The organism is Lysinibacillus sp. YS11 (assembly GCF_002896375.1).
Classification (GTDB): Bacteria; Bacillota; Bacilli; order Bacillales_A; family Planococcaceae; genus Lysinibacillus; species Lysinibacillus capsici.
This window is the reverse complement of record NZ_CP026007.1, coordinates 1,060,966-1,087,057: the sequence shown is the minus strand read 5'-3', so window position 1 is coordinate 1,087,057 and position 26,092 is coordinate 1,060,966. Positions and strand designations below refer to the sequence as shown.

Genomic DNA, 26,092 nt, shown 5'->3' with positions numbered 1-26,092 from the left:
ATTCAAGCAGTTTCTGTTTTATTGAGTAATGAAGGAGGTAAAATATACTTCCTGGACTTCTCCCTCTTGCATCAACTCATTTAATCTTGTTTTTAATGATTTTTGGAATATTTGTTTCCCTTGCTTACCTTCTAAGTCCTTTTGCTCCATTTCAGAAAGCTCTTGAATGGCGATATTTTGCACTTGGAAAACGCGCTTTGTTAATTCTGCAGCAGCATCTTTGCTTGTCGTTTGAATTTTCAATGACAAGCGAACAACTCTTTTATCTGCAAGATTTGTCGTGATCTCTGGTATCTCCACTGTTGCCTCTACAATCTCATCAATGGACGGCTCAACAGCTCCTGTGGGTTTATTAAATTGCGTAAGCAATACAAACAAAATAACCCCAATCAGAATGACTGCTACTAGTAAAATAATAATCATTGTTAGCATTTTATTATTCTTCATCTTCTTCACCTCGTAGATGCGGGTTGGATAGTATTTGTATATTGTTATAAAAGGCAGTTACCTTTTGTCGCACCTCATCTTCACTCTCTAAAACAATTAATTTTGTTCCAGTTGTTAATGTAATAGTCGTATCTGGAAATGATTCGACTGTTTCTATGTATAAAGCATTTAATGTAAATGCTTTGCCATTTAGACGTGTTAGTTCAATCATGAATTAGGGCCGGGTCTAGCATGAGAGCCGGCCCGACCCTCCCTCATATGAAAATATGTTTGTTAAAGCGTCCGTTTTGAAAGGACTATTTTATTATCGTTTTAAGTTTACTAGTTCTTGTAACACTTCATCTGAAGTTGTAATAATACGTGTGTTCGCTTGGAAACCACGCTGTGCAACGATCATCTCTGTAAACTCTTCTGATAAATCAACATTTGACATCTCTACTGTCCCAGGTACTACTTTACCCATACCTGCAACAGTGGCTACTTGTGCATAAGCAGCTCCTGAGTTAGCTGTTTGTTGGTAATAGTTGCCTCCTACCTTAGCTAAACCCCCAGCATTCGGGAATTTAGCCATAATCAGCTGTCCTGCCCATTGACGATTACCATTTAAGTCTACATATTCAATCGTACCATTTGCTCCTATACTAATCTCTTTAGCAGTTGTTGGAATACGAATTGGACCAACAGTTCCATCATCAGGTGTTAATACCCCATCATCATCGAATAAGTTTGCACCTTCATCACCTGAGGCAACTGGTGCCTCATCTGGATTAATACCATCATCATCAGCTTCCATTACAATTTCATCTCCAGCAGATACACCTACTAGATATTTACCATCAGCATTAACTAAATAGCCATTGCTATCCATATAAAACACACCATTACGAGTAAATAGGGTATTGTTGAAGCCATCTTCATCAATAAAGCCACTATCAGGGTCTGGAGCTCCATTTGCATCGGCGACCATGAAGAAACCATCTCCTTCAATCCCTAAGTCAAGTCCTCGACCAGTCCCTTGTAATGAGCCACCACCATGTATTGTATCAATTGCTGCTAATTGGGCACCTAAACCAACTTGTTGTGGATTCACTCCTCCTCGCGTAGCTGTTGCTGCGGATGCACCTGCCTGCGTTTGAGACATTAAATCTTTAAAATTTACACGCCCTTTTTTAAAGCCAATTGTATTAACGTTCGCTATATTATTACCAATTACATCCAGCTTTGTTTGGAAGTTTTTAAGACCTGAAATACCTGAGTACATAGAACGTAACATATGTTTTCGTTCTCCCTTCGTTTTATATAGGGTGAGCCTCTATCAGTCAGCTCACCAAGGCTTCCTTACGTAAGAAGGTCCAGCCTTCAAAGCACAATTGTGCCATCAATATTAGTAAATAACTGTTGCTTTGCTTCCGTGCGATCCATTGCTGTAATTACCGTAGCGTTTTTAGCACTGATAATTAAAGCTGCTTGATCCATCAAGACTAATGGTTGTTTGACACCTTTTGAGTGTGCTTCAAATACCTTATCCGATACAACCTGCCATTCTTGTTCAGAGATATCAATTTTTCTCTCCATGATACGTTCATGTGCATGTTTGCTCACTTTCAGCTCTTGTCTAGACGCTTCCTGTAAATGAGCTTTAAACGATTGTTGTGTATTGATTGGCTTAGGCTGTACTGTGCGAATAGATGGATGCAAGGGTACACGATGAATTGAAAACTTATCCATCACTATTCTCCACCTTTATTCACTAATAACTGTAAAATCTTTATCTGTTAGCTTTTTATCATTGTCTAGTACGTAATTAATGACCCCATCTTTATTAGAAACAGAGACAATTCGTCCTGTTAGCTCTTGGTCACCGTCTTTATACGTTACATTCTTTCCAATTAATTGGCTAGCCTGCACTAACGGAGATTCTTGTACATTATTATTGCCATTTGAACTAGGATTGCCAGCTCCACTTAAAATTCCAGATATATTACCAGGTGAAATTTCTTTTCCATCTACTAATTTGAAAACAACACTACCATCTACAAATTTAAGTGATTCAATTACACCAGTTCCTTCATTTACCACAGGATTTCCTTTTTCATCTTTTTCTTCTGTTATTTCATGCCATTTGACTTCCTTGCCAATAAAGGTTGCATAGTTCATCATTTGTGATTGTTGCTGTGATGACAATAATGATTCTATTGCCTTTGTCATATTTTGCATTTGTTCCAAAGAAGAAAACTGCGCCATTTGAGAAATAAACTCCCTGTCGTCCATTGGATTTGTAGGATCCTGATGCTGTAATTGTGTAATCAACAATTGTAAAAAGGCGTCTTTACCGAGCTCACTATTTCCTGTTTGCTTCGTTGGCTTTCTATAATTTGAGTAATAAAGATCATCTGTTATGGATGTATTTGTCACTTTTGTTGTAGTATCTGCCATTGTTACACCTCCTCACTTATTAAATAGTCACTAAAGGACATTCCTTCATCTTCATCATCACTTTTTTGATCCTGTTCTTCGTCCTGTTGTTGTTTAAAGAAATTATTGAAGAAGCTTTGATCACGTTGTTGACGATCGGCATCTTGTAATGATTGTGCAATATCAAGGCGATCTACTTGTATATTTTGCTGAGCAAATGCCTGTTTTAGCTGGTGTGCTTGACTATCAAGCAATTCACGTCCATGAGCTGTAGAAGCCAGCAAACGGGCTGTAAGGACACCATCATTTTGTACAAGTTCAATACGAACCGTACCTAGATTTTCTGGATACAATTTTATGGTTAAACGTGTAATACCTTGAGCGTTCGAAATCTGTGCTCGATTGATAATGGCTTGCATTTCTTTTAGTAAAGCTTCTGATTGAGCAGGCTTAGCCGTTGGTAACGTTACATGAAATGTGTCTGGTTTCGTTTGTACAGTTTGTGGCATAAGCATGTCATTTGTATTTGTATCACTTTGTTTCGTTACTTGGACTTGCTGAACAACTTGCTGGAAGCCTAGTAATGGCAATGTAACAGTTGTCTTTGTTGTTACCTGCAAAGTTCCTACCTGCGTTTGTAATGACGTTAATAGGCTCTTCACAGTCGTTAGCAGGTCTTCTTGGGATGCTGTTAAGTCTGTCTTTTGCCCTACTAATTGCACTAATTTCAACACTTGAAGAAGTTGTGATGCCTCTTTTGGTGTCACTTGACCTTCGCCTTGTAAAGCAGTGCTTATATTCGCCTGTAGTACCGGCGCTTGGGCATCTACTAATGTTAAAAGCTCCCAAACATCACTTGCTTCCTTTTCTTCTCCTAGTAACTGTTGGACGATTTTTTGAAGCTGCTCTTCATCAATCCCTAATGCATTTAATATATTTTCTAAATGAAGCATTTCATCCAGTGCCACTGCCTTACCGTCTTCTCCAAGTTGAAGCATTAATAAGCCATCATCGTGAGAAATCCCGAGTAAATCTAGTACTTCCTCCATTGAGTCAGCATTTAATAACGCTTGTAAATCCGCAAGTTCATTTGATGAAGTCGTTTTTGATGATTGAGTTGTTTGATTTGAAGAAGTTAATACTTGCCCAAAAACAGAACCAAAATTTGATAAATTTTCTTTCTTGGGAATGCTGCCTATTTTTCCTTCAGCGTTACCAACTGTTGTTGACTTTGTTGCTGCAGTTTTAGTAGGTACTGTTTTATTAATCATTTGCATCATCGCTACATCCACTATTTTTTCACCTCCTTTCAATTATCCTACTGTTTAGCCATAAGCTCCGTATATTTTGCTGCATCTTTTGCATCCATTTTCTCTAAAATAGCTGCTAATTTATCTGGCTTTAAATTCGTTAAAATCCGCAGTGCTTCTGTATCACTCATATTGATTAACACAGGTGCCGCAGCTTTCGGCGACATCTTATCAAATGTTGATAAAATATCGTTAAAGTCACGCTTCACATCATCTTGTTCACGATTTAATTTTTCAATTTCAAATTGAAGCTGTTCCTTTTCTGTCAGCAGCTTCTCTTTTTCAGTTATTGTTGAATCTAATTTTTTTTGAAGCTGGGTAATCTCTGCTTCTTTTTCTTGTACTTCTGCCTGTAAACTCACTATTTTAGAGTCGTTATTAACGACAGCATCCTTTGCTTGTTGTTCTTCTGAGGGGATAAAAGGTAAACTACCAATTGCCTTTTTTCCTAAATCAAAGACATTTGTATTCATTAATGTTGCCACAACAAGCAAAACCGCTACTACAAACATAATCGGCAGTACAATCCAAGTAAAAAACTTAAGAAAGCCCCCAGATTTTTTCTTTGGTTGCTCTTCTACTAACTCTGTTGCTAATCGATTGTCTTTCTTTGCCATGAAATCACCTGATTTCTTTCTTGTTATACGTTTGTAATGAAATTTCATCTAAAAAAAGGCTTTCTATACGATCTTGCTCTTGTTGGAAATGCTTAAAATCCTTTTCTCTCATTTTTTCAAATTTACGTACTTCCAAGTTTTTTTCTAATAGTTTTTCTTCGTGCCAATTCATCTTTGCACGAGCTTGTATCACTTTCTGTTGTACATCTGCAATTGTTTTTTCGAGACTATCAATGAAACGACTATAATGGTGGATTTCATCTATGGATGAACCTATCATTAAACGCTCCTGCTGAAATGCAATTAAATCTTCTTTCTTTTTTAGCAAGTCATATAATTTTGTTGCTATTTCTTCAAAAGAACGGACAGATTCCTTATAAGCCATTTCGGTTTCGTTTTTTTCTTGTTCGCGAATGGTTAACACTTTTTCAAAACGATACACATAACTGACCATCTATTTCGCACCACCGTTCGATAATGTTATTAACTCATTGACACTTTGTTCTAGTGTCACTTTATCTAAGTAACCCTGTTTAAGATAAGCAGTAATGAGCGGTTCATAATGAATTGCTTCATCAATTTCTTTAGAGGTTCCTCTTTTATAAGCACCAATATTGATCAAATCCTCTGATTTGTCGTAAGTATAATAGAGTTCTCTTAATCGTTCAGCAGCTTTCTTATGAGTTGGCTCTGCAACATGATTCATCAAACGACTCACACTTTTCAAGACGTTTATGGCTGGATATTGCCCCTTGTTGGCAAGATTTCGATCCAATACAATATGACCATCTAATATCCCTCGCACAGTATCCGCAATGGGTTCATTCATATCGTCACCATCTACTAAAACAGTATAGAATGCTGTTATAGAACCCTTTTCATTGGTGCCTGTACGTTCTAGTAATTTAGGCAATATCGCAAAAACAGAAGGCGTATAACCTTTTTGTGCTGGTGGTTCTCCTGTGGCAAGTCCAATTTCACGTTGTGCCATAGCCACACGTGTTACGGAATCCATCATCAGCATGACATTTAAGCCTCGATTTCTAAAATATTCGGCGATTGCTGTAGCTGTAAATGCCCCTTTAATCCGCATTAATGCTGGTTGATCAGATGTGGCTGCAACAACAATCGATCGACTTAAGCCCTCAGCACCCAAATCACGTTCGATGAATTCCCGAACCTCACGACCACGCTCACCTATTAGCGCAATGACATTCAAATCTGCTTGTGTATTTCTTGCGATCATACCAAGTAAAGTACTTTTACCTACCCCAGAACCAGCGAAAATACCAACACGTTGTCCATTTCCAACTGTTAGCATACCATCAATAGCCTTGACTCCCACTTCAAGCCTTTCATTAATTGGTGGACGAGTTAGTGGGTTTGGTGGATCTTGTTCTGTAGGGACTGTCATGAGACCTTTAGGTAATAGAGTGCCATCAATTGGATTCCCCATAGAATCCAATACTTTGCCGATTAACTCAGGACCCACTTTTACTTCCAGTGGAGCTCCCGTTCCTTCAACAAGGCAGCCAATAGATATTTCACGTAAGGAGGTAAAAGGCATCAAGACGACTATTTCATCTTTAAAACCAACGACCTCTGCTAAAATAATCTGGTGACCATGATTTACAGTTTCCACATGAATTTTACAGACATCACCTATAGAACTATCTGGACCTTGCGACTCAATCATTAAGCCAACAACTCTAGTAACCCTACCGAACTTTTTAAAAGTTGGGATATGCGGAATTTGTTCAATTAATTGAGCCGCTTTCATCAAGATCATTCCTTACTCTCTAATATTTCATGTAACTTTAATCTGAGTGCATTTAATTGCTCATCGATGCTAACCATAATTCTTCCATGATTTGTTTCAATATAGCAATCTGTCTCATTATCCAAATCTTCATTAACAAAAATCATTAATGGTACGTCTATTGGGAACATTTCTGCTAATTCATCTCGGTTGGTCGTAATTAAAGCATAATAAGCTGGCGAAACATAAATTTTAATTTCCTTCATTTCTCTAGCTTCTTTCAGCCCTCTACGCACAATCGATACAAATAGTTCGTTATCCTGTTCTAACGAAGTACCAATAATTCTTTCTGCAGCAGTTAAACCTAACTCTAAAATTACCGCTTCTTGATCTTCAATATATTTTTGAGCATTTTCTTTCGCTAACATCATTATTTCGTTCGCTGTTTGAAGTGACTGAGCCATTGCATCAGTGGCCTTATTCACGCCATCTTCATAGCCTTGTCCAAATCCCTCATCATAAGCTTCTTGAACACGATTGGGTCTCTCTTCCTCCCAATTTAGCTTTAAATCTTCAATCTCTTGATAGTGCCTATGCTTTTCCTGTTCAAACATCTCTCGTTCAGCTTGCAAAGCAGTTCTTGCTTCAGTAAGTAAACGATCTCGCTCTGCCACGACTTCATCCAACGTTAATTGATGCTGAGGAGGTCCTTCCTCTTGGTATTCTTCCATCGCTTCAAACATATCACGGATTTGTATTTCTTTGACATTATCGCTATCAGACTTAGTGTAAATAGAACGGATGATTCTAGACAATGACGTCATCTCCTCCACCACGAGCAATAATAATCTCTCCAGCATCCTCTAGACGACGAATAACAGCAACAATTCGAGATTGTGCCTCCTCTACGTCACGTAAACGTACAGGTCCCATAATTTCCATTTCTTCTTTAAATGTTTCAGCCATACGTTGTGACATATTGCGGAATATAATATCTTTTACCTCTTCACTTGATACCTTCATTGAAAGCAGTAAGTCTTCGTTTTCACAATCACGAATAACACGCTGAATGGAACGATTGTCGAGTGTAACAATATCCTCGAACACAAACATACGTTTTTTGATTTCCTCTGCAAGTTCTGGGTCTTGTATTTCCAGTGCATCGAGTATTGTTTTTTCTGTTTGTCGATCTACTCCATTTAAAACTTCAACGACTGCATCAATACCACCAGTTTCTGTATAATCCTGCGTAACGGTTGATGATAATTTACGTTCTAACACAGATTCAATTTCGCTAATCACTTCTGGTGAAGTCGATTCCATGACCGCTATACGTTTAGCAATGTCAGCTTGTACTTCCTGTGGTAAAGAAGATAAAATAACCCCTGCTTGCCCTGCCTCTAAATAAGAGAGGATTAGGGCAATTGTTTGAGGATGTTCATTTTGGATAAAGTTAAAAATTTGCGCTGGATCAGCTCTTCTAGCAAAATCAAACGGGCGTACTTGTAATGAAGATGTTAGTCGATTGATGATTGTTTGTGCTTGTTCTACGCCAAGTGCTTTTTCTAATACTGTTTTTGCATAGCCAATACCACCTTGTGTGATATAGTCCTGCGCTAGTGCAATATTGTGAAATTCTTCAATAATCTCTTCTTTTACATTTGATTCTACTTTTTTAACACTTGAAATTTCTAATGTTAAACGTTCAATTTCTTCCTCTGTTAAGTGCTTATAGACAGAAGCTGAAACTTCAGGCCCTAATGAAATTAACAAGAGAGCGGCCTTTTGTTTTCCGGTTAATTCTTTATCTTTCTTGGACACAGCCGAACCTCCTAGTTAGTCTTCAGCAATCCAACTACGCAGTAACTTTGCAAAATCGTCTGGCTTTTCTTTGGCCATTTTTTCTAGCTGCTTACGACGCATTGTAGCTTCCGTTTCAATTTCTTCATTAATATCATCAACCATTAATTCTTCTTGTTCTTCTAGGATACTTAACTCTTCCTCTTCCTTCGCACGTTTACGTGAACGGATAATGAAGAATGCTAGTAATAAGATAACAGCTAACAAGATACCTCCGATAACCCAAACCCACCATGGAATGATTGGTTTTTCATCAGCTACCTCTGTTGCCTTACCGTATAATGGTTGTACAGATACCGCCACTTTTTCATCGATCTGCTCTTGAGTAAGTTCTGCTGCTACGTCTTTGGAAATTGTTGTACGTACAATTGTACTTAAAATTTTCTCAATATCTTCTCGAACACCGTCTGGTAATGACGCTGCGTCAGTTGCTGTCGGTGGTTCAACAATTACTTGAATCCCAATATCCTGAATTTTATAAGGAGCTTCTTGAATATCCTTACGTATACGGTTCACATCATTATTAATCGTTTCTTCCGTACGTTCGTAATCACCATTTCCTGCTGTACCTTCATTATAAGTTGTGAAGTTATCAGTAGTTGTTTCAGCTTCAGGTGTTCCAGCAGCGGCAGCTGCTCCTGTACCAGAATATTGCTCTGTAATTCGCTGAGCACTTATGGCAATACCTTCCATATTTTCTTCATCAACAGGTGTCACAAGATTTTCTTCACGATTTTCTTTCTTGAAATCAATATCCGTTGTGACAGAAACCATTACTTTATCTTGTCCCATCAACGTTCCAAGCATATTTTGTACTTGACGTTGTAGATCTCGTTCTACCAATTTCTTCATTTGTAATTGGCCTTCAGCTGTTGTTGTGGAAGTACCATCAGCTGTTGCTGCATTCAGATCAAAGTACTCTGAAAATTGGTTAGAGATCACGATATTTTCAGTCTTTAAATTCGGAATACTTTTTGACACTAAATTGTACATTGTAGTTATTTGCTGTTCCGTAAATTTATAGCCAGGATCAGTATTTAAAACGATAGATGCTGTTGCCTCTCCTTGAACATCCGTTACGAATACACCTTCCTCAGGAACAGTAATCATAACTTTTGCATCTTTTACACCTTCCAGATTTTTGAAAAGTTTAGCAATTTCAGTTTCAGTAGCTGCTTTTTTTAATAGGTTAAATTCATTATCAGTCATACCAAATCCTGAACTATTAGCAAATGAGTAATCGATTGATCCTGTTTGTGGATATCCCTCTGAAGCTAATTGCACTAATAAGGAGTCAACTTGCTCTTCTGGCACTAAAATAGATGTTCCACCTGGAGCAATTTGATAGGTTACACCTTGGGAATCTAGCGCTTCCTTTACCTGTCCAATTTCCCGTGTTGATAAATCTTTATAAAGTGGAACATATGTAGTTTTGGAAGCAAAAAATGTCACAATTGCTGCTAGTGCGATTACACCTACCACGGAGCCAATCATAACTATTTTTTGCTTTTTACTTCGACTTGTCCAAAATTGACTGGTGTCGTTTTTTATTTTTGTCAATCGTTCATTCATTATGAATCCTCCGGTTATAGTGAATAACCTAGCCATCAATAATTTGCGAACATAATGAGCCACTCTGATTTGTGGTTGTTAATTTATATTGAAAAGAGGTTTCTTATCTTTACAATAAAATTAAACACTCATGCGCATTATTTCTTGGTAAGCTTCAATCACCTTATTGCGAACTTCAATTGTTGCGTTTAGGGTAATGCTTGCCTTTTGCGAAGCAATCATCACTTCATGCAACTCCACATCTTCACCTTTAATTAGCTTCTGAGTAAATTTATCAGAAGTTATTTGTTGATCATTTACTTTTGCAATTGCTTCTTTTAACGAGTTCGCGAAGCTTTGTTGCGCTTCATAAGGTGTAGCATTCAGTTTATTCGTGTTATTTACAACCTGAGTAGGTGTCATTAGCGAAATGGACGAAATGGCCATGTATGTATCTTCCTTTCTACTTAAATTTATTTACCAATCTCTAAAGCCTTTGTAAGCATGGATTTATTCGCATTAAATACAGTTATATTCGCCTCATAAGAACGAGTAGCCGACATTAAATCAACCATTTCTTTTAATGGATCGACGTTAGGCATGTTTACATAACCATCTGCATTCGCATCTGGATGAGTTGGGTCATATACAAGTTTGAAAGGTGTTTCTTGATCTTCTGAGATTCGAGTAATTTTCACACCATTACCAACACCACTTTTTGCATTTTTACCTAGTGCTATATTCAAAAAATTAGAAAATTGTCCTTCTTGAGCTGACAGCGTCACGGACTTACGTCGATATGGTTCCCATTCCCCATTCACTTGACGAGCGCGAGTTGTATCCATGTTAGCCATATTAGAAGAAATAACGTCCATACGTAAACGCTGCGCTGTTAATGCGGAGGCAGTGGTATTCATCCCATGAAAAATAGACATCTATTACTTACCTCCTTTAATAACAGTATTCAATGTGTTTAATTTCCCATTAACACGATCGATTAGAGCATTATAATAAATTTGATTCTCTGCTAATTTCGCTTGCTCAGCATCCATATCTACAGCATTGCCATTGTTTCTATATCGCAAGTTCTCAACAATATTGACACCTGGTGTAGATTGTCGAAACGTGAAATCATAATGTCTATTATCAGTGCGGTATGCAGAAATAGCTATGCTCTTCTGCTCTTCCAACATATCCTTAAAACTAACATTTTTCGCCTTATAATTAGGTGTATCGACATTCGCGATATTATTTGCGATTGTTTTATGATTTAAAGTGGCATAGGAAAGTCCATTTTCCAGGCTACTAATAGTTCCTCCAAATAAATTCAAAACTGTTCACCTCATTTTATTTAAAATCTATGTACTTGTTAATTTATCCAATAATACAATTGTAATTAAGATGATACCTAGTGTCTATTGTCTTTTGTCACTTTTTAATAGTCTATACGCCCTATTTTTTCTCTCTCTCAACCATGACAAAACTTCCCCATCCTTTGCGTCTCTAGGCTTCAGTAAAGATTAATAATCATCTAGTTATTTTACACCATTTCGACAGTGTTTACGATTTTATTGTGAAAAATGCCTTTTTATGAGGTTTATCGCCTTTTTTAATCCTTTTAAATAAAGGTCCCTTTTTACTAGTTTAATCACTATGGGAGTATTTTTTATACAGTGACTATAAGTTTATTCACCATTATTCAAAAGTAACATATCAGCATTTTTTATATGCTAATTGTAGTGACAAATTATCGAACATTTTTAGGATAAAAGCAACGAAATCCATGTTTTTATATTAATTCTCTAAAAAAACAAATGCCCTAAAATTTCGAAAATACACAAAAGCGTCTATATTTACCATAGACGCTATCATTGTTTTGAAAAACAATACATTTTATGAAAGATGAAAACGGCTTTCATTCCACACTACCTGCTTGCCACTATACTTCTCTCTCACTCAGTTTAAAGTACAAAACTATCGCTCTGTTTAAGGTCTCCCCTTTCTCACACGGGAATCAATTAGCCTTCTACTCCTCCGTTCTACATTAAAAGAAAAAATACAATCACTAGTCTGAAAAGTCACTTTTCCTTATGTTTGACTAACGGATTCATTGTACGATCTCTGGATTGGATCATGACGAAACCTAAAGCACCCCTCACCTTTCTAAAAGGTCTTTTTCAACAACATAAAAAGCGTCTATGTTTACCATAGACGCTTTCATTAGCTTCTTAAAAGAAGTATTTATTTCATTTTAATTTCTGCTAAAGCATTTAAGAATTTATCGTTTAGTACTTTAATATAAGTACCTTTCATACCTAAAGAACGAGATTCAATGACACCTGCTGATTCAAGTTTACGTAATGCGTTTACGATCACCGAGCGTGTAATACCCACTCGATCAGCAATTTTAGAAGCAACTAGTAAGCCTTCATTACCATCAAGTTCTTCGAAAATGTGTTCAATTGCCTCTAACTCACTGTACGAAAGTGAATTAATAGCCATTTGCACGACAGCTTTGCTACGAGCTTCTTCTTCAATTTCTTCCGACTTTTCACGTAAAATTTCCATACCAACCACTGTTGCACCATACTCAGCTAAAATTAGATCATCATCTTCAAATTGTGAAGATAAACGAGCAAGGATTAATGTTCCTAAACGCTCACCACCACCAACGATTGGTACAATTGTTGTTAAAGCATTTTGGAATAAATCTTTATTTTCTACCGGGAAAGCCGTATGTTCATTATTAATATCTAAATTTGATGATGTTTCAGAGATCGTAAATAAGCTATGTGTGTATTCTTCTGGGAACTGTCTCTCTTCGAACATTTTTTTCATACGTTCATTTTCAATTTGTTGGTGAATTGAAATACCTAATAATTTACCTTTACGACTTAAAATATAGACATTACTATCGATAATATCGCCTAATGTATCGGCCATTTCCTTAAAGTTTACTGGCTTACCAGCAGAAGCTTGAAGCATCGAGTTAATTTTACGTGTTTTTTCTAATAAATTCATTATATGTTCCTCCTATAAATAATCCGAAGAGTATTTACTAAATATTCTAAAGGTTTTTATTATTGAATGATACTAATCAGCTTTATCTTACAGTATAAACTGTGACAAATCTTTATTTTTTACTATTCCCGCAAGTTTTTGATCCACATACGCCGCATTAATTGGGATACTAGCAGGCGCAATTTCAGATGCCTCAAACGATAGTTCTTCCAGTAAACGTTCTAATATCGTGTGTAAACGACGAGCTCCGATATTGTCTGTTTCCTGATTCACTTCAGTTGCTATCTCAGCAATTCGTTCAATAGCATCTGTCGTGAAATGAATTTCTACGCCTTCTGTCTCTAAAAGTGCTTTATATTGCAAAATTAATGATTGATCTGGTTCTTGTAAAATACGAACAAAATCCTGTTTTGTTAATTTTTCTAGCTCTACTCGAATTGGAAAACGGCCTTGTAACTCGGGAATTAGGTCTGATGGTTTTGACATATGAAATGCCCCAGCAGCAACAAACAGCATATAATCCGTTTTCACTGCACCATACTTCGTAGTAACCGTAGAACCTTCTACAATTGGTAAAATGTCACGTTGAACTCCTTCACGGGAGACATTCGCCGAAGTATTTCCTTCTTTACTAGCAATTTTATCGATTTCGTCAATAAAAACGATACCCGTTTGCTCAGCTCTATTAATGGCTTCCTGTGCTACTTCATCAGCATCTATCAGCTTATTTGCTTCTTCTATTGTTAAAATACGACGCGCGTCTTTTACTTGCACACGGCGTTTCTTCTGTTTTTTAGGCATTAAACTAGAGAGCATATCCTGCATACCACTATTCGCAGACATATCCATCCCAGTTCCTTGTAACGCATCAAAAATGGATGGATTTTGTTCTGTTACCTCTACAGTAACCCACTCATTTTCTAACTTACCATTGCGTAAATCAATGGCAATTTGAGCACGCTTCGAGCGAACTTCTCCATCATCTGCTGATGAATCATCATTTGTTGGTTGTTCTTTCCCACCAAATAGCATTTCAAACGGATTTTGCATCGCCTGTTTTTTACGTAAAGAAGGCACCAAAAGTTTCACGATTGCTTCATTTGCTAATTCTTCTGCTTGTTCCTTGACAGACTCCATCATTTCTTCTTTAACTAGACGGTGAGAAGCTTCTACCAAGTCACGGACCATTGATTCAACATCTCTACCCACATAGCCTACTTCGGTAAACTTTGTAGCTTCAACTTTTACAAAAGGTGCATTAGTAAGCTTTGCAATCCTTCTCGCTATTTCTGTTTTGCCGACACCAGTTGGCCCAATCATCAAAATATTTTTCGGAATAACTTCAGCCTTCATATCTTCATTTAACAACGAACGACGATAGCGGTTTCGTAACGCAATAGCTACTGCTCGCTTAGCTTCATTCTGCCCAACAATGTAACGATCTAAATGCTCAGTAATTTGTCTTGGCGTTAAATTTTTTTGTGTCATTAGTTCAGCGCCTCCACGATAATATTATGATTTGTAAATACACAGATTTCAGCAGCTGTTTCTAATGCCGCTTCAGCTATTTCACGAGCAGTCATTGTTTCACCTGCATATTTTTTTAATGCTCTACCTGCAGACAATGCATAATTGCCTCCAGAGCCAATGGCCAAAATGCCATCATCAGGTTCAATCACTTCTCCTGTACCCGAAACGAGTAATAAAGTCGTTTTATCCATTACTAGTAGCATTGCTTCTAGCTGGCGCAGCATTTTATCACCACGCCATTGCTTCGCTACCTCAACAGCTGCCCGTTGCAAATTACCGTTATACTCATTTAATTTGCCTTCAAACATTTCAAAAAGTGTAAAGGCATCAGCAACTGAACCTGCAAAACCAGCGAGGACCTGCCCATTAAACAGACGTCTGACCTTCCTTGCTGTACCCTTCATCACAACTGCATTTCCCAATGTTACTTGACCATCACCAGCCATAGCACAGCCTCCGTTATGATGAACCGCAAATATCGTTGTTGCATGAATTTGTCCCATCTGCCTTCCTCCTTAGCTCTATTATGCCCTTGGATGAGCATTCATATATGTTTGACGAAGATGCTCTTTTGTTACATGTGTGTAAACTTGTGTAGAAGATAAATGTGAGTGACCTAATAACTCCTGCACCGTCCGTAAATCTGCGCCATTATTCAATAAATGAGTAGCAAAAGTATGGCGAAGCATGTGTGGGTAAATTTTCGTATGGAGTGAGGCCTTATCAATCATTTCGTTTAAAATATGACGTACCCCTCTAGGAGTAAGTTCCCCACCACGCATATTGACAAACAACTGCAGATGATTCGTTTTTTTCATCAATCGTGGACGAGCTTGCTCTATGTAGTCCTGCATTGCTAAACTCGCAAATTGACCAAATGGAATGATTCGTTCTTTTCGACCTTTGCCCATTACTCGTATAATCGAATAATGAAAATCTACATCCTCTACTTGAATTGAAGTCAGTTCACTCACACGAATACCTGTTGCATATAACAGCTCTAATATAGCTATATTTCTTAATGATTTCAAATCATCACCAGTATTCGCATCAAATAACTGTTTCAATTCCTCTTCGTAGAAAAAATTAGGTAAACGTGATTCTTTTTTCGGATGATAAAGCGAACGAAAGGCTCCGTCATCTAATCCGTACTGTCTATTTAGAAAGCGAAAAAAGGAGCGTATTGAGGAAATTTTCCTTGAAATAGAAGCCCTTGCCCTTTTCTCATCGTACAACTTTGTTACATAAAGACGTGCATGTATATATTCAACACTTGCTAAATCATCGATTCCCTCCGTTTGTAAAAAGGTTAAAAAATCTAGCAGGTCTGATTCATATTCTCGCACTGTATGAACAGAGAAGTTCTTTTCAACTTGGATGTAAAGCATGAACTGTTCGAGTGCATCTTGGGACGAAACTAACACAGAAAGATTCACCACCAATAATTTATTAATAATTTTCTTAAATGACTGACACTTGTAATATAACGGATATACAATCCTTTGTCATCTCTTACAAGTTTGTATCGTTTTCCTGATCATTAATAAACATACATATTGACACTAAACCTATCTTCATAATATAGCAAGTGTAAATAGTTATATTTTGAGAAAAACTCCATACAAAATAATAAAATACGTCTAATTAAGCATTTTGTCTACAAAAAGAAAAAGCCTCTAAGAGTATAACAACTTTTAGAGGCTTTTGGCAATTAAATTGTTTGTGAATTCACAAAATTTCGAATTGTGCTTATTGCGCGTGTTGCATGCATTTCCGCACGCTCTGGCTTAGAACGACGACCAGGTGGTAAGTCAGGGAAGATGCCGAAGTTTACATTCATAGGCTGGAAGTTTTTCGACTGTGCTTCTGTTATATAACGCGCCATGCTACCTAATGCCGTTTCGAATGGGAAAATAATCGGCTCTTGTCCTAAGGCTAAACGAGCTGCATTTATTCCTGCAATTAATCCACTACCTGCTGATTCAACATAGCCTTCTACACCAGTCATCTGACCTGCAAAGAAAATATTCTTTTGCTCACGAAGTTGATATGTTTTTTCTAAAACTTTCGGTGAATTAATGAAGGTGTTTCTGTGCATGACGCCATAGCGAACAATTTCTACATTCTCTAACCCAGGAATGAGCTGTAACACTTCCTTTTGTGGCCCCCATTTTAAATGCGTTTGGAAGCCTACAATGTTGTAAAGCGTGCCTGCTGCATCGTCTTGACGAAGTTGAACAACTGCATATGGACGTTTTCCTGTTTTAGGATCCTCAAGACCCACTGGCTTCATCGGACCAAATAACATAGTTTTCTCTCCACGAGCTGCCATGACTTCAATTGGCATACAACCTTCAAAGTAAATTTCTTTTTCAAATTCCTTCAATGGTACAACTTCAGCTTCGATTAATGCTTGACGGAAACGATCGAATTCTTCCTTTGTCATAGGACAGTTTAAATAAGCCGCTTCCCCTTTATCATAACGAGATTTTAAATAAACTTTATTCATATCAATACTATCTTTTTCGATAATAGGAGCTGCTGCATCGTAAAAGTATAAATAATCTAAACCCGTTAAACCTTGAATTTTTTCAGCTAAAGCTTTTGAAGTTAATGGTCCTGTTGCAATAACTGTAATACCTTCTGGAATTTCTGTGACTTCTTCATGAATAACCTCCACAAGTGGATGGTTTTTCACAGTTTCAGTTACATACCCTGCAAATTCGTGACGATCTACTGCTAAGGCACCTCCAGCAGGTACTGAACATTGGTCTGCTGCCTTTAAGATAACAGAATCTAACATACGCATTTCTTCTTTTATAACGCCTACAGCATTTGTTAACCCGTTTGCCCGCAATGAGTTAGAACAAACAAGCTCAGCAAATTTATCAGTATGGTGCGCTGGTGTCTGCTTTACTGGACGCATTTCATAAAGTTTAACTTTTATACCCCGCTTAGCAATTTGCCAAGCTGCCTCACTACCTGCCAGCCCTGCTCCAATTACATTTACTACTTGTTCAGTCATGTTTCTTACCATCTTCCTATTATTGAGTTGGTGCTTCTTCATAGTCACACTTCGTACATTGAATTTGCACACCTTTTTTTATCTTTTTCTCTACTAATAATGCACTACATTTTGGACATGGTCTATTAATCGGCTTGTCCCATGAGACAAATTCACATTCAGGATACTGATTGCAACCATAGAATAGACGCTTTGTTTTACTTTTTCGCTCCACAATTTCGCCCGTTTCACAGGAAGGACATTTCACACCAATAGGCTTCATAATCGCTTTTGTATTTCTACAATCCGGGAAATTAGAACAAGCCATAAATTTGCCATATCGTCCAAGCTTAAAGACCATTGGAGATCCACAAAGCTCACAGTCTTCTCCTGCAGGCTCATCTTTAATGACAACCTTTTCCATAGCTTCATCCGCATGTTTTACATGGACTTCAAAGTCTTTGTAAAATTCCTCCACAACTTTTTTCCATTGTCGATTGCCTTCTTCAATATCATCTAAATCTTGTTCCATTTGTGCTGTGAATTCGATGTTTATGATATCTGGGAAAAATTCTAGTACGAGTTGGTGTACGATCTCTCCTAGCTCTGTTGGCATAAAGCGTTTAGCATCTAATACAACATAGCCACGGCGCTGAATTGTATCGAGGGTCGGTGCATATGTGGACGGGCGCCCAATTCCTAGTTCTTCCATTGTTTTAACAAGTCGCGCCTCAGAATAACGTGGTGGTGGCTGTGTAAAATGTTGTTTAGGCTCGATTTCAAGCGATTTTACTTGATCACCAATTTCCATCTCAGGTAAAAGTTTTGTCGTCTCTTCAGTTTGATCATCAGTACCTTCAATATATAGTTTCATAAAGCCTGCGAATTTAACTTGTGAGCCATTTGCACGGAATAAAACATCACCATTTTGAAGATCTACAGCTACAGTATCAAGTACTGCCGGTGCCATTTGACTCGCAATAAAGCGCTCCCAAATTAAGCGATATAAGCGTAACTGATCACGGCTAAGTACCGCCTTTAATTCATCTGGTGTCCGCATTGTACTTGTTGGACGTATTGCTTCGTGCGCATCCTGTGCATTTGAAGCTTTCTTTGTTTGTTTTATTTCTGTTGCAATGTATTCTTTTCCATATTTACCCTCAATGTACGTAACCGCTTCTGCTTTTGCCGTATCAGAAATACGTGTGGAATCGGTACGCATATAAGTAATTAACCCGACTGTCCCCTCTTTTTTTCCAATATCTATACCTTCGTATAATTGCTGAGCTAGCATCATGGTCTTCTTAGCACGGAAATTTAATTTTCGTGCAGCTTCTTGCTGTAAAGATGATGTTGTAAAGGCTGGTGCAGCATTACGCTTACGTTCCTTTTTCGTTACATTGACAACATCAAAGTTTGTTCCTTTAACATCTTTTAAGATTGCCTTTACTTGTGCTTCATTTGTTAATTTTATTTTGTCTTTACCATTTCCATAGTAAAGGGCATCAAATGATTTTTTTCCCTTTTCAAACGTTCCTTCAATTGTCCAATATTCTTCAGGTTGGAAGTTTTTAATTTCATTTTCACGATCAATGATCATTCGTAGTGCTACAGATTGTACCCGTCCCGCTGATAAACCTTTTTTTACCTTTTTCCATAGAATTGGGCTAATGTTATAGCCAACAAGTCGATCCAATATACGTCTTGTTTGCTGCGCATCTACTAAATCCATGTTAATTGGACGTGGGTTTTTAAAAGACTCTATAATTGCATCTTTAGTAATTTCATTAAATACAACACGACAATCTGAGTGAATATCAATATTTAATGCAGTCGCAAGGTGCCAAGCAATTGCTTCTCCCTCGCGGTCTGGATCGGCCGCTAGATAAACTTTCTTTACTTTTTTAGCAGCAGACTTTAATTCCTGTAACACAGGTCCTTTACCACGTATCGTAATATATTTAGGCTCGAAATTATTTTCCGCGCTAACGCCCATCTGACTACGTGGAAGATCCCGTACGTGTCCAACCGACGCTTTCACTTTATATTTCTTTCCTAAATACCGTTCAATTGTTTTTGCTTTTGCTGGTGATTCTACAATCACTAAATAATCCGCCATCTATGTCTCCCCCTTAGCGAGGTCTATTACTAATTTTTTAAGTTACCTGTTGCAAAATGTATAACAGATTTTAAGATAATGCAACTTTTTTTCAATTTTTGTTAGAAAAGAGGTCTAATGTTTCAATGATTTGATGACCATTCACTATGGGAATTGCTCCTTCAAAAAGCAATTGATTTGTCCCTTTTGATTGCGTTGCGTCTATAGGTCCTGGCACCACAAACACATCTTTTCCTTGCTCTAATGCAAGCTCTGTTGTAATAAGCGTGCCACTTTTTAATGCCGCTTCTGTCACAACTAATGCTTGAGATAAACCACTAATGATTCGGTTACGCATTGGGAAATGCCATTTTTCAGGCTTCATATAAGGAGGATATTCTGTCATTAATAACTGGTTCTCTGCCATTTGCGTAGCAAGAATGCGGTTTTCTGATGGATAGAGATAATTAAAACCATGTCCAAGCACAGCTATTGTATGACCGCCCATATCGATAGTCGCCCTATGTGCCATTGTATCTGCACCTCTTGCAAGCCCACTAACAACCGTATAATCACGTTGAATAAGCGGCGGGACAATTAAGTCTATCGCTCTTTTTGAATACGCTGTCGCCTTCCTAGAGCCTATAATAGCTATCTGTTTTTTGTTTGTTAACAGGGAATATTGACCTTTCACATACAATACAGTAGGTGGACTTGATATTTCAAATAATTGCGCCGGGAAATAGGGATGATAAAACGGGATGGGGAAAATATTAGCCCGTGCATAGGCCTCTTCAAACGGTGTTGTCATAATTTGTCGAAAGCGCTGAGAAAGTTGATGTGCTTTTTTTGCCGATATTTGTAAAACTTTTGCGAGGTCGTCATAATGAATGTCTTCAAAAGAGCTTAAAATATTCACAGGGGACAACAATTGCTGAAGTTTCTGTAGTGGTAATGGGTACACATAATGTAAGGCTAGTAATCTCTGCGTATCTACTGCGAGAATCATTCAATAAACCTCCCTTTATAATAGAAGAAATTAAATGACCGCATGATAATTTTCAACACAACATTGCATTATTATTTATAACATCTGCCACAAAATTGTTGATTTCTTCATAAGTAAGTAGGTAATTGTTGAATGAAGTATGATAAACAGTGTATAAATAATGAAAAGATGTAGCCGTAATGGCTACATCTTCCATTTTAATGGGTTTTACACTTTTCGTATAGCCCTTTTTCTTTAATTACTTTAATCAATGTTTCACCAATTACAGAAGGTGTTTCTGCAACTTCAATACCAGCTTCGTTCATTGCTTTAATTTTCTCAGCTGCTGTTCCTTTACCACCAGAAATGATAGCACCAGCGTGACCCATACGTTTGCCAGGAGGTGCAGTTTGTCCACCAATAAAGCCTACAACAGGTTTTGTCATATTTGCCTTAATCCATGCCGCTGCTTCTTCCTCAGCTGTACCACCGATTTCACCAATCATAACAACTGCGTATGTTTCTGGATCATTATTAAAGGCTTCAAGTACATCAATGAAGTTTGTACCGTTGACAGGGTCTCCACCAATACCTACTGCAGTTGTTTGACCAATTCCAGCTTGTGTTAATTGGTGTACTGCTTCATATGTTAATGTACCAGAACGAGAAACTACTCCTACATGGCCTTTTGTATGAATATAACCAGGCATGATACCAATTTTACATTCATCAGCTGTAATAACACCTGGACAGTTTGGACCTACTAGGCGAGTGTTTTTGCCTTCCATATAACGTTTAACCTTAACCATATCAAGGACAGGAATATGCTCTGTGATACAGATTGTTAATTCTAATTCAGCATCAACAGCTTCTAAAATTGCATCTGCCGCAAATGGTGCAGGTACATAGATAACTGAAGTTGTAGCACCTGTTGCAGCTACAGCTTCTGCTACTGTATTGAAAACAGGAACTCCCTCTATTTCAAGTCCACCTTTACCTGGTGTTACACCTGCTACGATTTTAGTACCATACTCAAGCATTTGCTTCGTATGGAAAAGAGCTGTTTCGCCCGTAATCCCTTGTACAATTACCTTCGTATCTTTGTTAATAAATACAGCCATTGTTCTCCCTGCCTTCCTTAGCCTACTAGTCCCACAATTTTTTGTGCACCGTCAGCCATTGAATCCGCTGCAACGATGTTTAAACCAGATGCATTTAAAATTTCTTTTCCAAGTTCAACATTTGTACCTTCTAAGCGTACAACTAATGGCACAGCTAAACCAATCTCTTTAGCAGCCGTTACAACACCCTCAGCAATAATGTTACACTTCATAATTCCACCAAAGATGTTTACGAAAATGCCTTTTACGTTTGGATCAGAAAGGATAATTTTGAAAGCCTCTGTTACTTTTTCAGCTGTTGCACCGCCCCCTACATCTAGGAAGTTAGCAGGGCTTCCGCCATAATAACTAATTGTATCCATCGTTGCCATTGCAAGACCAGCACCGTTAACCATACAGCCAATATTTCCATCTAATGAAATATAGCTTAGGTCATATTTCGAAGCTTCGATTTCTTTTGCATCTTCTTCGTCAAAATCGCGTAATTCGACAATATCCTTATGTCGATATAATGCATTGGCATCAAAATTGAATTTAGCATCTAATGCTACTACTTCGCCTTGTCCAGTTACAACAAGTGGATTAATTTCTACAATTGATGCATCTTTGTCGATAAATGCTTGATATAAGCCTAACATTAATTTAACAGCTTTCCCTACAAGGTTTGCTGGAATATTCATATTAAACGCCATACGACGTGCTTGGAAGCTTGTTAATCCAACTACAGGATCCACAACTTCTTTGAAGATTTTTTCTGGATTTGTTTCTGCTACTTCTTCAATATCCATACCGCCTTCTTCAGATCCCATCACTGTTACACGAGATGTGGCACGGTCTAATACTAGACTTAAATAGTATTCTTTTTGGATATCAGAACCCTCTTCAATATACAAACGTTTTACTTCTTTTCCTTCTGGACCTGTTTGATGAGTCACTAAAATTTTTCCTAATAACTCTTTTGCGTATGTGCGCACCTCGTCAAGGTTTTTAGCGATTTTGACACCGCCTGCTTTACCGCGTCCACCTGCATGGATTTGCGCCTTGACTACTGTTACGTTTGAGCCAAGTTCCTTCGCTACTTTTACTGCTTCATCAGGGGAAAAAGCAACTTTTCCGTTTGGTACAGCTACACCATATTTTCTCAGAATCTCTTTCCCTTGATATTCATGGATATTCATAATACATCCTCCCATCAAACATTTGCATAGAATTGTTTTACTAACATAGACTATTCTAACGAAAGATTCTGATAAAGTCTACACTTTGTCTTTAGTTCGAATTTTCTCTCTTATTATGACGCTTTTTTCTATTTTGTGTACTAAAACAGCTTGTAAAAATAATCAGAATAATTCATTTTTTCTATATTTTTGCGCATGTTGCTGATCCAAACGATAAATAAATGCGAAAACTTCTGCTACTGCCTGATATAATTCTTCAGGAATAGACTCATTTAAATCTAATTGACCAAGTAACTGCACAAGGTTAGGATCCTCATAAATCGGCACATTATGCTCATTTGCTCTTGCCAAAATGTTCTCAGCAATTTTCCCTTTTCCCTTTGCTACAACAGTGGGACTATCAAATTGACCAAGCTTATACGTAAGCGCAATTGCCTCTTTTCGAGTAAGTTTTTCTTCGCTCATACGCGGATATCCACCCCACTCTGCTCCTCTCGCTGTTCTACTACAGGACCTACTTTTTCCGTTTGCCCTTTATCAAATTGTTTAATAAACACACCTGAAAGTTGATAATTTTTTTCAGCCAGTCCAATTTTTAAAGCAGCCTTCAACGGTTCAGCAAGTGATTGAATTTCCGAATTTTCATTAAAGACCGTTACTGTGACAACTCTATTTTGAACCTGCATATCAATCACTGTTTCTTGCATAGATGCCATTTGTAAATAAAATAATACGCGTGCATAGTTAGCATCAATTTTGCCATTATCTTTCATGCGACCATTCCATTGTAAGGTTGCATCCATCTTCTTACCAAAAAATTCAAGTGGAACTTGCATGATGAGCTGATGTTGATGACCATTTTCTCCTGAAGATAGCTGCATTCCATTCATACGCGTCATAAGCATCTCTGCCGCTTCCTTCATTTGAGGTGGTATATTAGTTTCCTGCAATAATGTATGGAGCTGTGGCTTTAGCTGATGCGCAATCATGTGTAAATCAGCCGACTTGTTTCCGAGTGTAGCCTCGTAGCTAATTCCTAAATTTTTCAACACCGTTTTAAGTGCATGTTCCATCGCTTTACTATCCATTGAATTTTGTACTAGTGCTTCTGCTTGTGTCACAACTTGCTGTATAAATGGTTGCGAAGAATTAATACTATTTTTCACCAGATTGCGCATGAGTGCCTCATTCTGTGAAGGAGAATTGGCCTCTTGCTTAATTAGGGATAACAAATGATCTTTCATAGAAAGTGTATGGGCATCCTGTGTAAATAAACGATCAGCTGTATTTTGAGTAAAAGCTTTTAATAACTGATCCTGCATTTGTTTAGCAAAAACATCTAGCGTTTGTTTTGATACTGGTAGCTGATTAAAACGATCCACCAGCTGATTGATTTGCTGTTTTTGCTCATTCGTTAATAAATTTTGACTTTCGGTCCATGATTTAAGCTGTTCCACCAGTTGTCTAGCATTTTCTGGCTTTGTAGCAAGAATGGTTTGAATAACTTGACCAGCTTGCTGTATTGGCTGAAAGGCTTTTGCTTCATTCATTTTTGACCAGTTTTGCAATGTAGCCTGCTGGGGAAGAATCCCCGACTCTTTTAGCATTGATAAAGCTTGCATTTTTTCATTCATTGTCGTAGCACTATTCGTTAAACTTTGTAAAAGCCTTGCAAGTACTGCACTACCTGTTTCTACTTCAAAGGGCTTAGCAATCGCTTGTACTTGTTGCATTAAATTTTGCCTCAATGACTCAGATAGGGTTGTATCTTTCGCTAAAAGCTGAGCAAAGTTATCCATGATAGCAGTCATACCAGATGTCTTTTGACCACTCATCAATGCTTGAAACACATCGTTTATCATAGGCATTTTAAGCTCTATCATTTTTTGAATGGTTTGTAGAGCATCTACTTTTGATATACCCTCTGGCAATGCCTTTAACCACATTTCAGCTTGCAGCATTTGCTCTTTAGAAATGGGTAGCTGCGCTTTCATAAAATGCCCTAATAATTGCTGCATCTCTGCAGATTTTGGCAAATTCATGGATTCTAATAACTGATTAATTTGCTGACTCGGTGTAGATGCCTGCGCCATCGGTCCAGTCACTATTTTCAATTCCGTTTGTGGATTTGTCCCTGTTACCTGAAAGAAATGGGCATCCCCAGCTTTTAATGGTACTTCGAGTTTAGCTATAAATTTTTGATTACCTACTTGTATTTCTGCCATTTGATCTGGATATAATTGCTTAATTGTTCCATGAAATACTTGTCCTTGTTTTAAAGCAAGTGGTTGATTTGTCGAAGTCATTGCATTTTGCTGCATCTGAATTGGATTAAATGATGTGGCTGTCATATACATACTCCTTTCATCAATTACTCCTTCGTGTAATTGTCTACCGTTTTTTATCTTTATGAAAACATAGATTTTATTGGTTCAAATGATTTACGATGGTGAATAGTCGGTCCAAATTCTTCTAACGCTTTTAAATGTTGCTTAGTCCCATACCCTGCATGTTGCGCAAAGCCATACATTGGAAATTCCTCGTCTAATTGCTCCATATAATCATCCCGTGCTGTTTTAGCTAAAATGGATGCAGCTGCTATCGCTAAGCTCTTAGCATCTCCTTTTATAATCGAATCTTGAGGAATTGTAATAGGTAATGTCATAGCATCTACTAAAACAACATTCGGCTTCGTTGACAATGATTCAACACTTACCTTCATAGATTGTTTTGTTGCCTCATATATATTCAGTTCATCAATTTGTTGGGCAGATTGAAAATGAATAAAATAGCTTATGGCATGCTCTTTAATTAATGTTGCAAAGCCGTTTCGTTTATCCTTCGATAATTGCTTTGAGTCATTCAGACCAACAAGTGCCTCACAATTTGTCGGTAAAATTACTGCTGCCGTTACGACTGGTCCTGCTAGTGGTCCTCTTCCTGCTTCATCTACACCCGCAATAAATGTATCTGTTCCCCCATAGCTTAAATCAAATGTAACTTTTTTTGATGATCTTGCAGTAATTGATGTTTTTTATCTTGTCTCTTTTGCCAAGTTAGCCAAGCCTTTTGTACACCTGCTCTTTCATCGGCTGCAACTTCTTTCATCCAATCTTGCCATTCCTCAGCAGCTTTCAATGCAGTTGTAATTTCCTTAATGGTTTTCATTGTGTACTCCTTCTTGCTTCTATTC

The 26,092-nt window shown here is 37.6% G+C and carries 26 protein-coding genes and 1 pseudogene; all 27 read right to left on the bottom strand.

Going from position 1 to position 26,092, the window contains the following annotated elements; genetic code table 11:
- Positions 1–18 precede the first annotated feature (18 nt).
- Positions 19–447: a flagellar basal body-associated protein FliL gene (fliL, locus tag LBYS11_RS05030; RefSeq protein ID WP_004269291.1), complete on the bottom strand. Its 429-nt coding sequence runs from the start codon at positions 445–447 to the stop codon at positions 19–21.
- Positions 437–658, bottom strand: coding sequence for a flagellar FlbD family protein (locus tag LBYS11_RS05025; RefSeq protein WP_048391601.1), 222 nt, complete (start codon positions 656–658; stop codon positions 437–439). Before LBYS11_RS05025 ends, fliL begins: the two co-directional genes overlap by 11 nt.
- A gap of 93 nt (positions 659–751) precedes the next feature.
- A complete protein-coding gene (gene flgG, locus LBYS11_RS05020) occupies positions 752–1,720 on the bottom strand; it encodes a flagellar basal body rod protein FlgG (RefSeq protein WP_103117583.1) in 969 nt (322 codons plus the stop codon).
- An 86-nt stretch (positions 1,721–1,806) separates the two neighbouring features.
- Entirely contained in the window at positions 1,807–2,175 is a 369-nt protein-coding gene (locus LBYS11_RS05015; RefSeq protein ID WP_048391604.1) for a TIGR02530 family flagellar biosynthesis protein, read from the bottom strand.
- A gap of 15 nt (positions 2,176–2,190) precedes the next feature.
- Entirely contained in the window at positions 2,191–2,883 is a 693-nt protein-coding gene (gene flgD, locus LBYS11_RS05010) for a flagellar hook assembly protein FlgD (RefSeq protein WP_103117582.1), read from the bottom strand.
- Positions 2,884–2,885: 2 nt separating this feature from the next.
- A complete protein-coding gene (locus LBYS11_RS05005) occupies positions 2,886–4,154 on the bottom strand; it encodes a flagellar hook-length control protein FliK (RefSeq protein ID WP_103117581.1) in 1,269 nt (422 codons plus the stop codon).
- A gap of 26 nt (positions 4,155–4,180) precedes the next feature.
- A complete protein-coding gene (locus LBYS11_RS05000) occupies positions 4,181–4,789 on the bottom strand; it encodes a MotE family protein (protein WP_009371153.1) in 609 nt (202 codons plus the stop codon).
- A gap of 4 nt (positions 4,790–4,793) precedes the next feature.
- Positions 4,794–5,243, bottom strand: a complete 450-nt coding sequence (gene fliJ / locus LBYS11_RS04995; protein WP_103117580.1) for a flagellar export protein FliJ — start codon at positions 5,241–5,243, stop codon at positions 4,794–4,796.
- The gene (gene fliI, locus LBYS11_RS04990) at positions 5,244–6,569 is read right to left on the bottom strand and encodes a flagellar protein export ATPase FliI (RefSeq protein WP_054550948.1); all 1,326 of its coding nucleotides are present in this window, start codon (positions 6,567–6,569) and stop codon (positions 5,244–5,246) included.
- A 5-nt stretch (positions 6,570–6,574) separates the two neighbouring features.
- Positions 6,575–7,363, bottom strand: coding sequence for a flagellar assembly protein FliH (gene fliH / locus LBYS11_RS04985; RefSeq protein ID WP_103117579.1), 789 nt, complete (start codon positions 7,361–7,363; stop codon positions 6,575–6,577).
- A complete protein-coding gene (fliG, locus tag LBYS11_RS04980) occupies positions 7,356–8,369 on the bottom strand; it encodes a flagellar motor switch protein FliG (RefSeq protein ID WP_008180783.1) in 1,014 nt (337 codons plus the stop codon). Before fliG ends, fliH begins: the two co-directional genes overlap by 8 nt.
- 15 nt (positions 8,370–8,384) lie before the next feature.
- Positions 8,385–9,980: a flagellar basal-body MS-ring/collar protein FliF gene (gene fliF, locus LBYS11_RS04975; protein ID WP_048391617.1), complete on the bottom strand. Its 1,596-nt coding sequence runs from the start codon at positions 9,978–9,980 to the stop codon at positions 8,385–8,387.
- 120 nt (positions 9,981–10,100) lie between these two features.
- Complete coding sequence (gene fliE / locus LBYS11_RS04970; protein WP_004269303.1) at positions 10,101–10,406, bottom strand: flagellar hook-basal body complex protein FliE; 306 nt, start codon at positions 10,404–10,406, stop codon at positions 10,101–10,103.
- Between the two features lie 26 nt (positions 10,407–10,432).
- Complete coding sequence (gene flgC / locus LBYS11_RS04965) at positions 10,433–10,894, bottom strand: flagellar basal body rod protein FlgC (RefSeq protein WP_054550512.1); 462 nt, start codon at positions 10,892–10,894, stop codon at positions 10,433–10,435.
- Between the two features lie 3 nt (positions 10,895–10,897).
- Positions 10,898–11,290 (bottom strand): flagellar basal body rod protein FlgB, encoded by a 393-nt coding sequence (flgB, locus tag LBYS11_RS04960; protein ID WP_048391621.1) that lies wholly within the window; start codon positions 11,288–11,290, stop codon positions 10,898–10,900.
- A gap of 910 nt (positions 11,291–12,200) precedes the next feature.
- The gene (gene codY, locus LBYS11_RS04955; protein WP_004229266.1) at positions 12,201–12,980 is read right to left on the bottom strand and encodes a GTP-sensing pleiotropic transcriptional regulator CodY; all 780 of its coding nucleotides are present in this window, start codon (positions 12,978–12,980) and stop codon (positions 12,201–12,203) included.
- 87 nt (positions 12,981–13,067) lie between these two features.
- The gene (gene hslU / locus LBYS11_RS04950) at positions 13,068–14,468 is read right to left on the bottom strand and encodes an ATP-dependent protease ATPase subunit HslU (protein WP_103117578.1); all 1,401 of its coding nucleotides are present in this window, start codon (positions 14,466–14,468) and stop codon (positions 13,068–13,070) included.
- On the bottom strand, positions 14,468–15,013 hold the full coding sequence (gene hslV, locus LBYS11_RS04945) for an ATP-dependent protease subunit HslV (RefSeq protein WP_004229270.1): 546 nt from the start codon (positions 15,011–15,013) through the stop codon (positions 14,468–14,470). The genes hslU and hslV overlap by 1 nt, the downstream gene beginning before the upstream one ends.
- 21 nt (positions 15,014–15,034) lie before the next feature.
- Positions 15,035–15,934 (bottom strand): tyrosine recombinase XerC, encoded by a 900-nt coding sequence (xerC, locus tag LBYS11_RS04940; protein WP_004229272.1) that lies wholly within the window; start codon positions 15,932–15,934, stop codon positions 15,035–15,037.
- Between the two features lie 287 nt (positions 15,935–16,221).
- The gene (gene trmFO, locus LBYS11_RS04935; protein ID WP_016994086.1) at positions 16,222–17,535 is read right to left on the bottom strand and encodes an FADH(2)-oxidizing methylenetetrahydrofolate--tRNA-(uracil(54)-C(5))-methyltransferase TrmFO; all 1,314 of its coding nucleotides are present in this window, start codon (positions 17,533–17,535) and stop codon (positions 16,222–16,224) included.
- A gap of 19 nt (positions 17,536–17,554) precedes the next feature.
- On the bottom strand, positions 17,555–19,633 hold the full coding sequence (topA, locus tag LBYS11_RS04930; RefSeq protein WP_016994084.1) for a type I DNA topoisomerase: 2,079 nt from the start codon (positions 19,631–19,633) through the stop codon (positions 17,555–17,557).
- 91 nt (positions 19,634–19,724) lie between these two features.
- Positions 19,725–20,621, bottom strand: a complete 897-nt coding sequence (dprA, locus tag LBYS11_RS04925) for a DNA-processing protein DprA (protein ID WP_103117577.1) — start codon at positions 20,619–20,621, stop codon at positions 19,725–19,727.
- A 197-nt stretch (positions 20,622–20,818) separates the two neighbouring features.
- Positions 20,819–21,721, bottom strand: a complete 903-nt coding sequence (gene sucD / locus LBYS11_RS04920; RefSeq protein WP_004229280.1) for a succinate--CoA ligase subunit alpha — start codon at positions 21,719–21,721, stop codon at positions 20,819–20,821.
- A 17-nt stretch (positions 21,722–21,738) separates the two neighbouring features.
- Complete coding sequence (gene sucC / locus LBYS11_RS04915) at positions 21,739–22,899, bottom strand: ADP-forming succinate--CoA ligase subunit beta (RefSeq protein ID WP_036080495.1); 1,161 nt, start codon at positions 22,897–22,899, stop codon at positions 21,739–21,741.
- A 162-nt stretch (positions 22,900–23,061) separates the two neighbouring features.
- Complete coding sequence (locus LBYS11_RS04910) at positions 23,062–23,364, bottom strand: EscU/YscU/HrcU family type III secretion system export apparatus switch protein (protein WP_048391628.1); 303 nt, start codon at positions 23,362–23,364, stop codon at positions 23,062–23,064.
- Positions 23,361–25,250, bottom strand: a complete 1,890-nt coding sequence (locus tag LBYS11_RS04905; protein ID WP_103117576.1) for a hypothetical protein — start codon at positions 25,248–25,250, stop codon at positions 23,361–23,363. Before LBYS11_RS04905 ends, LBYS11_RS04910 begins: the two co-directional genes overlap by 4 nt.
- Before the next feature lie 56 nt (positions 25,251–25,306).
- Positions 25,307–26,067 (bottom strand): annotated as a pseudogene (locus tag LBYS11_RS04900) (ribonuclease HII).
- Positions 26,068–26,092 lie beyond the last annotated feature (25 nt).